Genomic DNA, 13,617 nt, shown 5'->3' with positions numbered 1-13,617 from the left:
GGGTTGAATTTGATTGGCTTGAGTATAGCTATAAATTGCTGCTTCGTAGTCTCCCAATGCTTCTAGTACTGCTCCTTTACGATACCAAGACCAATAATCGCGGGGTTTATAATCAATAGCACGCTCGTAACTGACTAAAGCCTCTTGATAATAGCCTTCTGCCCGTAATTGGTTACCTTGCTCGTACCATTCTCGATAGCTATCTGGACGACATTCTAGGGTCTGATACATTGTTCTGAATTATAGATACAACTAGTAATGTTAAAAAGCGAACTACTTATATATAAGCGCAATGGCGAAACAATAATACCAAAAAAGTTAGAAATCGATAACTACAATCTAGCGATCGCCAGAGAAATTATCCAGCGTTTTCAAGATTGTGTGGGTAAAACTCAAAAAGATTTGAACCAGCAACTCTTAGATTTAGAGGGGGATAGCCCCGATTATCGAGTCAAAAGAGGCTTGGCTCATATCTTGCACAATACCTTTGCTACTTTTGAAATTATCAGCCCCTTAGAGCCTCCTCTTCTCAGACAGCGGGTATTTGCCGAAGCAGCTAAAACTATCCCCATCCCCAGTCAAAGAAGTACTACTATTGAAGCAATCGCTCATACTCTGGCTGACGAACTAAAACGCCCTGTATCTCGTGAGGAAATCGAAGCAGGACTATATGCAGACTTGCAGGAAAACCGTATCTTGACGGAATTTGATGCGCCTCTGGCGGAATCTTTATTGCATCGTTACAACCTTGCCCAAGTACAAGGTATTTTTTATCGCGCCACTAACGTCGTAATTAACGCCCACCGCAACGATCCTGGGGAATATAAATTGCTTTTTCGCTATATCAAACTATTTCAATTAATGGCATATATAGAAGGAGATGCGGACACTGGTTTTACCCTAACTATGGATGGACCTGCCAGTCTCTTTAAAGCTAGCACCCGTTATGGTCTAGCCCTAGCTAAAATGATTCCCGCCCTCCTCCACGTCACTAAATGGAGTTTGCAAGCCAAACTACAACAACGCGATCGATATTCGGGCAATGTCAAAACAGGTAAATTTACTCTGACTAGCGATCGCTGTGACTTGGTTTCCCACTATCCTCCAGGCAAGCCCTACGACTCTATGTTAGAAGCCTCTTTTGCCAAAAGTTGGGTCAAGGCAAAAACTGAATGGCGATTGGAAAGAGAAGTAGATTTAATCCCCCTTCCTGGTAGCGTGATGATTCCCGACTTTCGTTTGGTGCATCCCGATGGCAGAGAATTCTTGCTGGAAATAATCGGTTATTGGCGACCTCAATATTTGCAAAAGAAATTTTATCAAGTCCGTAATGGAGATACAGACAATTTAATTTTAGCTGTCTCGGAAAGACTCAATCTAGACAAAGCAGGGGTTAACTTTACCGAGTTGCCCAACTATTTAATTTGGTTTAAAAACAAGCTGACTCCCAAAGCAGTCTTAGAAATTTTAGAGAAGTCTGATTAATTTAAGTTATTTAGCTTCAAAGTCCCGAAACTTTCATCAATTCGGCAACGGTAGAACAATAATTCTCTAAACCAAAGCTAGCAGGGGTAACGGGGTTAGTATAGGTGAAATGGCGGTAGTCTAGAGAGAAACGACTCCAAGAGTCCATTTGAATGCGAAAGATTTCGATAAAAATATTTGCCAGCCAAATATAGAGAGGAAAACGAAGATAAACTCGTTGATTAAAATACTGGCTAATTTCCACGATCGCGCGATCGACCGTAATAGCAGGATTGCCCAAAACCAGACAAGCTACGCCCATGGGGGATTCTGCTTGAGGAGGAGAAAAATCGGGATTTTCGACTAAATATTTGATAATTCTGGCAATATCTTCTGCATGGATAAAATGAAAACTGCCATCAACTTTAAACCAGCGAATTAAACCAATCCATTTAGTTACGTCAGTAATACCAGAGCTTAAATGGGAATAGGGCTTATGACGATCTCCACCAAAAACTAAAGTCGGAAATACAGTAATTATTTTATCGGCGATCGCTGTTTTCCCCAACTGAGCAAAGCATTGATACTTGGTACGGATATAATCGTGACCGAATTGACTGGCAGGTAGGAGTAGTTGATTGTTACGATTTAAAATACTGGCAGTAGAGAAATAAATTACACGCTCGCAGATTTTAGGATTGAGTAAATTAATCAAACCTAGGGTTTTAACCACGTTAATATCGTAAGTTTCTCCTTGTCCTCCCCAGGCGGTAGCGGCAAGAATGGCAATGTTAATCTCTTTGAGCAACAAGTCGCTATATTCTTCGATTCGAGACATATCCCCCTGTAGAATATGAATTCCCGCTCGCGATCGATAATCAAATTGCAACTTATCAGGATTTCTGACTAACAAATACAACTCGTGATTGGTGTTTTGAATCAGTGCTTCCGTCATATAGTGACCAATACAACCACTCGCGCCAGTCATAAAAATCCGTTTCATAGATGATGCCCGATCCTTACCAAGATATTTTCTGAATAATTCTCAATAGAGTACTTTACTTTAATCAAACTTGTCGAATCTAGACTTTTATTGATAATTGTTAAGGCAAAATGTTGTTCCCGTTACAAATTGTTGAATAATATCTGGAGAGTCTGCATCAAACTTAAATTTAAAACTTTTTAAAATCGAGGATAAAACTAACATGACTTGGACAACTGCATTGGCGGTAGAAGATCTCGCTCCTGGTACGAGACAAGTTGTTAAATTAGCCGAGCGTTCTCTCTTATTACTCAACGAATCGGGTAAAATTCATGCTGTAGATAGCGTTTGCCCTCATTTAAAACTTTCTCTCAAAAAAGGTAAAATTACCCCTAATGGTGGGTTAGTATGTCCCTGGCATCGCAGCGAATTCGATCTTGAAACGGGTAGCGTCCAAAAATGGTGTCCCTTTCCTCCTGTAGTGGGTAATGTCTTGGGTAAAATATCTTCTGAAAAAACTTTGACAGTATTTCCCACCAAAGTTGAAGACGGACAAATTTTGGTTGACTTATCTGTTTAGTTAATATTTTGCTACTTACATTAAGAAACTCGCGCCGAAATCCAAGATTTCGGCGTTATATATTTGATTTCCCACTCAAAATAATGGCATAAGACAATCCTGATTGCTGATTTCTATCAAGAATCTCAAACCCATAGCAAGCCATTGCTAATAAAGGATAATCTGCATCTGTCATTAAGATGATTTTGCCACTAGCGTTTTGTAAAATATTTTTATTATTTTCGCTTGTTACTTTATAGATAGATTCTTGTTGTGGAGTTAGGATTTCTAATCCATAATCTTGTTGCTTAATTCGATATAGTTCGCGATTATCACCCGACTCTAATATATAGTTGCCATCAGTTTCTTGACGCAAAAGATATAAGATTTTGGTTTCTTCTCCGTCTTCTATTTTCCAGTAATTATCGTGACTTAAAATATGACCCAATATTAAACCAGCAGGGGTTTCTATACTTAGTTCTTTTCTAAAATCTATAAGTAAATTTACTATAGTACCTCCTTGTCCGCGTTCTAATTTAACTCCATTAGATCTGGGTCTAATATAAAAATTTGTCGTACCATCTTCTCGTTGGAAAGTAAAACTCTTAGTTAAATTATTTTGAAGGTCAAAATTACTCTCCATGGTCGCACTATCTGCACCTCCAGTAGCATTTTTTACTCCCTTTGTTGTATTGCTACAGCTAATTAAAAATAGTAAGCAAAGAAATGTCAAAGAGTTATGAATAGTTTTTTGAATTAAGCTAAAAGTATTAGTTTTTACTGACAAGACTCTCTTCTCTAAATTAAGTATTTGATTTAAACTTAAAAACACGATCGCGATTATTTTAGGTTTTTTGATGACTCGATATTGAAATGAACATCGATTTTATTTAAGCTAGGAAATTAATTTGAGTCGGTAAGTGTAATTAAATAAAAAATGGTTTAACTAGGGGCTAGAGGCTAAAGGTAAAGTTTTGATATCGAGTCCTATAAATTATTATGCCTATTTATTTCACTTTTAGTAACTGATTGACGCAAAACAACGAGAAGTCAATAGTTGAAAAACGGTACTTAGAAAAAAGATTCATAAACCCTTTAATCCTTGCCTTCAGGCGCGGAATGCGCCTTTTACCAGCCTTAACGGAATAATCAGTGCGTAACATCAATTAGTAATAGTAATGTATGAATTAAATTGATCTTTTAGATTTCTGCTAACTTTATAGCACTAGTTATAATTTTTTGGTTGGTCAAGCGGTGCGATCGCCACGAGCGTAAAATATCGATCGCAACAATGATTTGATAAATATATGGTTTATAGCCGATCTTGGCTCAAATAAGATATTAACTACAAGTCAATTCGGCGAGTTGAAGTTATTTATATCCCTCAAACTTAGTCAAAACATACATATTTACTACCAAGCATAACCGCAATCTCCGCTAGAAACTGATAGCTTGAAGGAAATTGAAATTATTTTAGGACAAATTGTTAGGTAATATTACTATTTCAATGCTGTTTAATACCTGAGATAATTTAGAGAAAATTCATGATTGTCTATCTAAATTGAGCGGTTTTCCGCCAAGATTAAACCCTCAATGTCACTATTTATAAGATTTTATCACCTTGTTGACCCTATAATCTATCACCTTTAAGCTCAAACTAATAACTATAAATAATAACTAATAACTCAGTTGAAACAATAGCCTTATCTAAGTTCTTATGAGTAATCTTGGGATAATTATTCTCCTTTTATCTTGCGTAGTTCTATGGCAATTTAGACTAATATTGTTATTGATATTTGGTGCAATTATTTCAGCAACAATACTTAATGCTTTAACTGAATTTTGGCAATATAAGTTTCACTTAAAGCGCAACCAAGCAGGGGCGATTAATTTATTAACGGTAGTCATTGCGATCGCCCTACTTCTAGTATTTATTCTGCCTACCTTTATTAGTCAATTTCAAGAGTTAATTAGTCTGATACCAAGAGCCAATCGTAAAATTGCCGAGATTTTAGCCAATCCTCCAGACTGGTTGCCTATCTCTCAAGTTGATTCTCTACCAACTATTGAGGATATTTATGGGGGAATAGCTAGAGCAACGCCAAAATTGTTTGAGAACTTTTTGAACTTATTCTCTTTTTCTGGCAGTTTCGCCCTACAGAGTTTATTGCTGATAGTTTTAAGTTTGATGCTACATGGCAATCCTCAAGCCTACAGAAATTTAGCTCTAAAATTGATACCCAAAAGTAAAAGAGAAACAATCGATCTTATTCTGGCTACCAATCAAGAAAAACTTATTGCTTGGATCAAAGGTATGTGTGTAAACTCTGCTTTTGTTGCTGTAGGTTGTGGATTGATTTTAGTTATTTTGGGTATACCTTTTGCTTTTAGTAATGGAATCTTGGCAGGCATATTTAATTTTATTCCCAATGTTGGTCCGATGATTTCTCTAATTTTTCCTATTTCTGTAGCTTTAATTGATAGCCCAGACAAAATATTACCCATTGGTATAGGCTACTTTATTATTCAGCAGATTGAATCTTATTGGCTATCACCTTTAGTAATGAAACAACAAGTAAATCTTTTACCTGCTGCCACTCTAATTGCTCAGATTTTCTTTGCTACTTTTTTAGGTATCCCAGGTTTAGTTTTAGCTTTACCTTTAACTGTGGTATTCAGTACCTGGATCGATAAATTGATCGTTCAAGATTTTTTGGAAAATCGCTAACTAAAACTAGATTATCTCGATAATTTTTATAATGGTTAAGTGTTTTTCTCTATAAGCGATCGCCATTATGACTATTAAAACTCTGCCAAAAACCAAATCCCAACTACCTCCAGGTTCTAAATTTCCCCCAATCTTCGGTATGGTAGAAGCCTTACTAGATCAATTTGGTACGCCAGATTCTTCAAGCAGAATGCGATCGCCGTCGCCAAGCTCGTGCGTTCCCTTGCGCCTGTCCTAAAGGATACCGCTCCGCATATCGGCGGCGCGGGGTCGCTCGCCAAAATCCCGATAGTCTGGGAGATGATATTCTCAGTCTGTTATTGACTGCTAAAGATGAAGACGGTCAATCGATGAGCGATCGCGAAATTCAAGATGAATTACTAACCATGTTGTTTGCAGGACACGAAACCACTGCTAGTTCTTTAGCTTGGTGTTTTTATTTGAAATGAAATTAGTCTTGGCTACAATTATTTCTCAATCAAATCTAGAGTTAATCAGCGATCGCTTACCGAAGTCCAACCGTCGTGGTTTTACTTTTAGTCCCGAAGGTGGAGTAAAATTCCAAGTAATTTAAAATACAACTGTAATCTCAATCGTGAGAAATTATTTTGGCGATCGCTCTAAAGCTAAAAACTATCTCCACAGATGATGAGTTGAGTAATAACTAACAACTGATAAATCTTTTCTTTTATAAAATAAGCGTGACGATTATTTTACCGAGCAAAAATAAATGTATATTTTAGTTCTCAACGCAGGTTCTAGCAGTCAAAAAAGTTGTCTTTATAATTTAGCCCAACCCCTTCCCAATACTCCTCCCGAACCATTATGGGAAGCTCATTTAGATTGGACGAAATCTCCAGGTAAAGGCATCTTAATAGTCAAAAGTCAGGGAATCAAACAAAAAGTAGAAGTAATAGCGAAAGATACAGCATTAAAAACTTTATTAGATACTTTAGTAACGGGAGAAACTAAAGTTTTAGAAAGTCTTAATGAAATCGATGTAGTGGGTCATCGAGTGGTACATGGAGGGGCAAAATATAGTCAGGCTATTGTTATTGATGCTGATGTCAAAGGTGCGATCGCTGATTTTGTTCCCCTAGCACCCAATCACAATCCAGCCCATTTAGAAGGGATTGAAACTATCGAAAAATTATTGCCTGAAGTAAAGCAAGTAGCAGTGTTCGATACGGCTTTTCATAGTACTCTTCCTGAAGCAGCAAAAGTCTATCCTTTAGCTTATGAGTGGTACAAAAAAGGTATCCAACGCTATGGTTTTCACGGTATTTCCCATCAATATTGTGCCAATCGTACCGCTCAAATTTTACAAAAACCCTTAGAATCTCTCAAAATAGTTACCTGCCACCTGGGAAATGGTTGTTCTCTGGCTGCGATTAAAAATGGTGTTTGTATCGATACTACAATGGGCTTTTCTCCCTTAGAAGGTTTAATGATGGGGACTCGCTGCGGGTCAATCGATCCTCAAATTCTCATTTACATGATGCAAGAATATGATTTGAGCGTCGAAGAAATCAACAAAATACTCAATAAAGAATCAGGATTGAAAGGATTATCTGGTATATCTGCCGATTTACGGAGTATTTTAACGGCAATAGGTGAGGGGAATAGTCAGGCAAAATTAGCTTTTGATGTCTATATTCATTATTTACAAAAGTCTATTGGTGCAATGGTAGCCAGCCTTAACGGATTGGATGTTTTAGTTTTTACCGCAGGAGTTGGCGAAAATTCGACTATTGTGCGGGAAAAAACCTGTGCTGGTTTGACTTATCTTGGTTTGAAATTGGATGCTACCAAAAATGATAATTCTTCTGTTGACGAGAACATTGCGAAGGAAAAATCCCTACCAGTGTTAGTAATTCACACCCAGGAAGATTGGGCGATTGCGAAGCTAGCCGAAGGTATCGCTCCATTGGTGACAAGCTAGAACATTATAATTTCATTGGTCAACTGCTTTTGAGTAAAGAGTAAAGTTACGATCTTGGGCTACTTAATCTTGAATCTAGGATCATCCATAGATCGTGCTCAATCTTTAAATCCATATTTTATGTGTTTAAGCAAACCTAAGGCTATGTATAGTATTTGACCAAAACTCTTTTTTCTTAATTTGTCACCCAAGTCATCACTTTTAGTGCGATAATTATTCATAATTATTTAATAAACTAGCTACTCTGTTGCTCAAAAATCTCCTCAAAGCTTAAAGTCAAAAGACTACTCAAATATATCCGCACTCAGCCCCAAAAATACTTGTACCCCGATCCGAGTTATACCCCACAATACTCTCTAATTAAGAGTTTAGGATTTTGAGTACATCTTTAATTATCTTAATACAAACGCTTCAAATACTTGATTTTTAAAGCAGTCTGATATTAGTTAGTCATTGTTCCGATAAAGAATACCGCTTTGCATATCGTCGGTCATTAGGTCAGAGGACAAAAAACCAAGAACACACAACAAAAATCATGACGAGTCAACCTATTTCTAACGAGGTAGCCCTCAGAATTGCCCTAGCAGCCAAAGTATTACCAGATATATCTGTAAGAGATTTAATTGCTGCTTTGCAAGACAACCTAGATGATGGAGAAATTACCGAAGAATCTCTTAATAAACTAACCGTCACTCAACTAAAAAGAGCTTTTGGCAACATTTATGAAGTTGATAGTGAATGGGAAGGCGAAGATGCCGATAATAGCGACATAGAAGCCTATAAAGAAGCAGTAAGAATCTTGTGGGGAGAAACGGGTTTCTGCGAGCAAGAATTACCCATCGAACCATATCAAGAAGGAGATATGCCCAACTCCATTAGAATTGCTGTCGCTTCTAATACAGGAGAGCAATTAGATGGACATTTTGGTTCTTGCCACCGTTATTTAATTTATCAATTATCAGCAGATGAGATTAAATTGATTGATGTTCGTTCGGCAATTGAAGCCGATCTCGCCGAAGAAAAGAACACTTATCGCGTGAATTTAATTAGAGATTGTCCCATACTCTATATTATGTCTATCGGTGGACCTGCTGCAGCAAAAGTTATTCAGGCTTATATTTATCCGATGAAAATATCTCAAGGTGGTTCAGCAAGAGAAATTTTAGCAGATTTACAAAAAACGATCGCAACTTCTCCCCCACCTTGGCTAGCCAAAATTCTAGGAGTTGGTACGGGGAAACGAGTTAAAAATTATCAGGCAGTTAATTAGTCATTCTCAGGATAAAAGATAGAGGGCAACCCATGAATATGCAACAAAATAAAAAACGTATTCAGGAAATTCTCCAGATAACAGGATTAAGGCAAACTCATTTTGCCGATTTAGTTCGGGTAGCACAACTAATCTACGATCCTAGTGGTGGAGTGTCTGGGAAAGTTGTTGGGGTTGACTGGCTAAATTTTGGTATTCCTAGAGATGTGGCAATTAATTTGCGATCGCTTGGTAGAGAATATCAGTTTGAATCTCCTCATGTGGACATTGACTTAGTTTGGGAGCGATTAACTCCAGAAACCCGCAGTTGGTTTATCGCTAACAAAAGTATTCTCTGGGAGATTGAAGAGTCGTTTCCCGCTTTAGATGAGGATTAAAACAGCAAGTAATAAGTAATAAATATGCAAGTTTTAGGCACATTTAGTAAATTCGAGCAGTGTGTTCTCAATATGGCATTAATTCATATCTGCAATAGCCATAGCTATGTAGGTCAAGAGATGCGGGGACAATATAATGCTTGGAAGGGAGAAACTAACGAAACTGTAGGCAATCCCTGGCTCGATCTGCATCAGTTTACAATTTATTTACCCCATCCAGACCAAGAATATGAAGATATCACTTTAGAGGAAGGACTAACTCAAGGCTATAATTTGGAAGTTAAACCAGTCAAAGATACGAGTAAGTTGGTTTATAAAATTCCTGAAGGGGGTCATTTTGTCGTCGTACTCAAACAAAGTCGGGCGAACGGCGATTTTACGATCGCTGCTACGGGGGTTTTTGTGCGATCGTTAGGTATTATCAGCCTAGATGTAATTATCGACCCCGATGAGGGAGAATATCAGTCTTTAGTAATTAAACATCCGATTATTAGAGACTATCCTCAAGATTGGGAAACTAAATTAAAAGGATTTTTAACAGGAGAAACGCACAGTTTTGAATTGCCTTCTGTAGTAAGCTATGTCGATCGCAGTATAAATCGAGATTATCGCTCGCCTTCTTGGAAGGATGTCTACTTAGCAGCCAGCGATCTCACTATTTTTTAACTCAAAATTAATCTTGGGAAACAACTATAAAAGCTGTCTGGGATCTTAGTCACACTAATGTTTTGTAACGGAAAATAGACTAGTATCATTCCAATGACATTACCTAAAATGATAGTCTCCGAGCCAAAAAAAGTTATCTTAATTGAGATTCCAGGAGTAGGATGCGATGCCCTAACTCAACTAATTGAGCCTTATGTGGTAGACTCTGAAGGAAAAAACGAATCGAAGCATATTAATAATCGATATTCCAGATTTGCCGAATCTCTGCCTTTGTTGACTCGACTGGGGAAAGAACCCAAAGAATATTTTAAAATTGTTGCAGTCAGAAATCCCTATCATCGCTTAATAAATATTTGGCAAAATTATTATCAGTCTCCCAGAAATAGTGTCAATCAAAATTTGATTAGTAACTTAAGATTTACCTTTGCTCGGCATACTGGTTTAAATCCTTTTCCCGCTCAAGAATTTCATCAAATGTATCCTGATGGTGACTTCCCAAGTTTTGTTGCATTTCTAGATTATATCTTAACTAAATTTCGTTTAGATATAGCGAGAAAATATATTGGAGCAGCAGACCAATATAGTTATATTGAAAACGATTTGTGGAATGAGTTTGATTATATTGCCAGTTGGGAAACTTTAAAATTAGATCTTGCCAAGATACATCAGCAACTAGATTTAAAAGGACTGGAAATACCCAATGTATCCGATAAAAATTTAGAACGAAATTTACAAGAACAGCAAGATTTTTTAGAATATTACGATGAAGAAACTTTGAAAACAGTCAATCGTTTATTTATTCGAGATTTTGTTTATTTTGGCTACAAACAATTAAGTCTTTTCGAGTTAAATCAATCTGAGAAACAACAAGTAGCTACTATTTAATATAATTACTATTATTAGGTTATTTTGTGTAACACCAATGAATAATAACCAACCATCAACCATTAGCATTACTAACTTGTGCTAAAGCTGCACTAATAGTTAAAGCATTTGCCCCAGGAAGATAGGCATTTTGACTGATGTAACGTTTCCAAGCTTTTGTTCCCGACTGTTCGGCAAACAACTGTAGCATATGGCGGCTGATCGAATTTAGCTTCGTGCCTTTACTCGTCCAATATTCGATATAGGGCAACATCTCTTCTACTATCTGGTGGCGAGTTTTGGGAATTACATCTTCTTCATAAATATCTCGATCTACCGTGGCAAAAAGATAAGGGCGATCGTAGGCAGCCCTACCAATCATAACTGCATCTACTAATTTTAAATGATTATTTATTTGGTCTAAATTGACGATACCGCCATTAATTTCAATAAATAGGTGGGGGAAATCTTGTTTAAGACGATAAACATCTTCATAACGTAGCGGGGGGACATTGCGGTTTTCTTTGGGGCTTAAACCTTGCAACCAAGCTTTACGGGCGTGAACTGTAAAACTTTGACAACCAGCATCAGAGACAATACGGACAAAATTAACCATATCTTCATAGTGATCGCAATTGTCTACTCCAATACGATGCTTTACCGTTACGGGAATATTGACCGCTTTGACCATTGCTTCTACGGCAGCAGCTACCAATTCTGGTTGAGTCATCAAACAAGCACCAAAGTTACCGCTTTGAACTCTGGAACTAGGACAGCCAATATTCAAATTGACAGCATCATAACCCCAATTTTGGGCAATTTTGGCACATTCAGCTAATTCTGTGGGGTTGTCTCCTCCAATCTGTAAAACTAACGGTTTTTCTTCGGGAGAAAAATCTAATAATTTAGAGCGATCGCCATGAATAATCGCTTGACTGACAATCATTTCCGTATATAACAGAGTACGATGGCTAATTTTGCGCATAAAGTAACGGTAATGGCGATCGGTGCGATCCATCATGGGGGCGATACTTAGAGGATTATGAAGCATGACAAGTGCGAGTAAAATATTATTTGTATTATTCAACTACAACACACCATTCGTGCAACTCATAGGTTACACAGTTATTGACAACTAGAGGATCTCGATTGACAATATCAGTTGCTTCTTGTAATGAATCCGCATGAAAAATCAACATTCCTCCCCCCAACTCTTTCCAATAGCCACTTTTTGCTTGATGTCCTTCTTGGATTAGTTCGCGGACATAATTTTTGTGTTCTGCAACATATAGATCGAAGATCTTTTTGGCAACGATTCCTTTCTCTATCTTGACAAAAATCGGCATGAATCGGAATTATTTTTAGTTTGATTATTAGGTATTATTAATATATTCTAAATGCTATATACCTTTTAAAGTATACTCTATATTATTTTATTAAAACTTAAATGTTGATCCGCAAGTTTTTAGGTATTCGTAAAAAATCCACTTTAAATATTTCTATTGTTGGTGGTTCTAATTCCGTTATGAGAAGAGGTTACGCCAAATATTTAGATAATTATCTTGAAGAAACTATCGGTCAAAAAACTGCTTTAAACTATTATTCTTTAGGCGGAGTCCCCAATATTTATGGAACGATTCAACAAGAACGACACGATCTAGCAGCCCAGAGTAATTTAATATTTTTTGAATATTGTGTCAACGATCGCCATGCTATTGAAGAGGAGCAATATTCTCTCGAACTTACAGGGAAAGCTCTCGAAGGTTTTATTAGAAAAGTTAGAAAATCTAATCCTAATTGCCTAATTGTCATCTTAATTTTTGGCATTAATTTAGAAAATTATTATAATAATCCTTGTCATTTATCCGCTCTCTACGAAAAAATTGCTGACCAGTATAACTTACCTGTAATCAATCTAACCAAACTATTAAGTAAAGATAAAGGATTGGATTATGTTAAGTCTTTATATAACGATAAAGATCACGCCCACTATACTCGACCAGAAGGAGTACAAATAGTCTCCCAAGCGATTGTCGATCGCTTGGATGAATTAGGTATTATTAAAACCCTTAAATCAAAACAAAAACTAGATTATATTCCCGATCGCTCGCCTATTTATAAGGACAACTTTGAAAGTTTAAAATATTTTGATCGCTTTGAGATCGGAAATTTTTTTAAGGATACTCCCAAACTATCAACATATCAAAATACAGTCTTTAAAGAAAGAAACTTTACTATTTATCAAGGAAACTCGCTTAACTTTTTATTAAAGGGTAGCTTGATGGCTATTTTTATTAAATCCGATCTTAATGATGGTTTTCTCAAGATCGAGTTTGGAGAGGAAAAAATAGTGACTAGTTCTTATTCTTCTTGGGTGAATAAAATTAAACCCCAAAATGTAATTAATCTCATTGCTTTGCCTTTACGTAGATTTGAGCCATCTCAAGACTATCAACCAGTTAAAATCTCTCTCTGTGATGAATATCCCCAAGAATATGAAATTGGTTTTAATAAAACTGTTCCTAGCAAAAAAGATCCTCAAAAATGGAAACTAAGTATTATCGGTATTGCCTATACTGGGGAAATAAAAGAACAATTATCAGCCAATAATAATTAACTGTTAATAATCACTTTATGTCTGGTGTGAATTAAATTCAGGATATTAAATTGGCTGATAATTGTTCTTTTATTTCCCCAGTATAGGCAATACCGATAATACTTAGTTTCCATTTTTGAGGATCTTTTTTGCTAGGAACAGTTTTATT

The 13,617-nt window shown here is 36.6% G+C and carries 15 protein-coding genes and 1 pseudogene; 11 read left to right on the top strand and 5 right to left on the bottom strand.

Features of this window, described 5'->3' with window-relative positions; genetic code table 11:
• On the bottom strand, positions 1–231 hold a 231-nt coding region (locus AC33VI_RS17995), incomplete at its 3' end, for a tetratricopeptide repeat protein (protein ID WP_491783637.1).
• A 27-nt stretch (positions 232–258) separates the two neighbouring features.
• Between AC33VI_RS17995 and AC33VI_RS17990 the strand changes: the two genes are divergently transcribed.
• Positions 259–1,485: a DUF790 family protein gene (locus AC33VI_RS17990; RefSeq protein WP_491783636.1), complete on the top strand. Its 1,227-nt coding sequence runs from the start codon at positions 259–261 to the stop codon at positions 1,483–1,485.
• A 16-nt stretch (positions 1,486–1,501) separates the two neighbouring features.
• On the opposite strand, the gene AC33VI_RS17985 is transcribed toward AC33VI_RS17990, so the two are convergent.
• The gene (locus AC33VI_RS17985) at positions 1,502–2,467 is read right to left on the bottom strand and encodes an NAD-dependent epimerase/dehydratase family protein (RefSeq protein ID WP_491783635.1); all 966 of its coding nucleotides are present in this window, start codon (positions 2,465–2,467) and stop codon (positions 1,502–1,504) included.
• Between the two features lie 202 nt (positions 2,468–2,669).
• On the opposite strand from AC33VI_RS17985, the gene AC33VI_RS17980 reads away from it, so the two are divergent.
• Complete coding sequence (locus AC33VI_RS17980) at positions 2,670–3,026, top strand: Rieske (2Fe-2S) protein (RefSeq protein WP_491783634.1); 357 nt, start codon at positions 2,670–2,672, stop codon at positions 3,024–3,026.
• 55 nt (positions 3,027–3,081) lie between these two features.
• On the opposite strand, the gene AC33VI_RS17975 is transcribed toward AC33VI_RS17980, so the two are convergent.
• Positions 3,082–3,792 carry a hypothetical protein gene (locus AC33VI_RS17975; protein ID WP_491783633.1) on the bottom strand — a complete coding sequence of 237 codons (711 nt, stop codon included), beginning with the start codon at positions 3,790–3,792 and terminating at the stop codon, positions 3,082–3,084.
• A gap of 930 nt (positions 3,793–4,722) precedes the next feature.
• On the opposite strand from AC33VI_RS17975, the gene AC33VI_RS17970 reads away from it, so the two are divergent.
• From AC33VI_RS17970 to AC33VI_RS17935, 8 genes and pseudogenes are all read left to right on the top strand, one after another.
• A complete protein-coding gene (locus tag AC33VI_RS17970; RefSeq protein ID WP_491783632.1) occupies positions 4,723–5,733 on the top strand; it encodes an AI-2E family transporter in 1,011 nt (336 codons plus the stop codon).
• A gap of 275 nt (positions 5,734–6,008) precedes the next feature.
• Positions 6,009–6,173, top strand: a pseudogene (locus AC33VI_RS17965) (cytochrome P450); the annotation flags it as partial.
• 5 nt (positions 6,174–6,178) lie between these two features.
• The gene (locus AC33VI_RS17960; RefSeq protein WP_491783631.1) at positions 6,179–6,307 is read left to right on the top strand and encodes a hypothetical protein; all 129 of its coding nucleotides are present in this window, start codon (positions 6,179–6,181) and stop codon (positions 6,305–6,307) included.
• 156 nt (positions 6,308–6,463) lie between these two features.
• Complete coding sequence (locus AC33VI_RS17955) at positions 6,464–7,675, top strand: acetate kinase (protein ID WP_491783630.1); 1,212 nt, start codon at positions 6,464–6,466, stop codon at positions 7,673–7,675.
• Positions 7,676–8,210: 535 nt separating this feature from the next.
• Positions 8,211–8,945, top strand: a complete 735-nt coding sequence (locus AC33VI_RS17950; protein ID WP_491783629.1) for a dinitrogenase iron-molybdenum cofactor biosynthesis protein — start codon at positions 8,211–8,213, stop codon at positions 8,943–8,945.
• 38 nt (positions 8,946–8,983) lie between these two features.
• Complete coding sequence (locus AC33VI_RS17945; RefSeq protein WP_491783639.1) at positions 8,984–9,322, top strand: hypothetical protein; 339 nt, start codon at positions 8,984–8,986, stop codon at positions 9,320–9,322.
• A 24-nt stretch (positions 9,323–9,346) separates the two neighbouring features.
• Positions 9,347–9,988, top strand: a complete 642-nt coding sequence (locus tag AC33VI_RS17940) for a hypothetical protein (RefSeq protein WP_491783628.1) — start codon at positions 9,347–9,349, stop codon at positions 9,986–9,988.
• Between the two features lie 93 nt (positions 9,989–10,081).
• Entirely contained in the window at positions 10,082–10,873 is a 792-nt protein-coding gene (locus tag AC33VI_RS17935) for a sulfotransferase family 2 domain-containing protein (RefSeq protein ID WP_491783627.1), read from the top strand.
• Positions 10,874–10,928: 55 nt separating this feature from the next.
• Here the strand turns inward: AC33VI_RS17935 and dusA are convergent, their stop codons facing one another.
• Both dusA and AC33VI_RS17925 read right to left on the bottom strand, forming a co-directional pair.
• Positions 10,929–11,903 (bottom strand): tRNA dihydrouridine(20/20a) synthase DusA, encoded by a 975-nt coding sequence (gene dusA, locus AC33VI_RS17930; protein ID WP_491783638.1) that lies wholly within the window; start codon positions 11,901–11,903, stop codon positions 10,929–10,931.
• Between the two features lie 28 nt (positions 11,904–11,931).
• Positions 11,932–12,198, bottom strand: a complete 267-nt coding sequence (locus tag AC33VI_RS17925) for a YciI family protein (RefSeq protein WP_491783626.1) — start codon at positions 12,196–12,198, stop codon at positions 11,932–11,934.
• Positions 12,199–12,299: 101 nt separating this feature from the next.
• On the opposite strand from AC33VI_RS17925, the gene AC33VI_RS17920 reads away from it, so the two are divergent.
• Positions 12,300–13,469, top strand: a complete 1,170-nt coding sequence (locus tag AC33VI_RS17920) for an SGNH/GDSL hydrolase family protein (protein WP_491783625.1) — start codon at positions 12,300–12,302, stop codon at positions 13,467–13,469.
• The last annotated feature ends 148 nt before the right edge of the window (positions 13,470–13,617 follow it).

The organism is Waterburya sp., assembly GCF_058530065.1.
The sequence above is the reverse complement of the archived record's forward strand: the minus strand, read 5'-3'. Positions and strand labels throughout refer to the sequence as shown.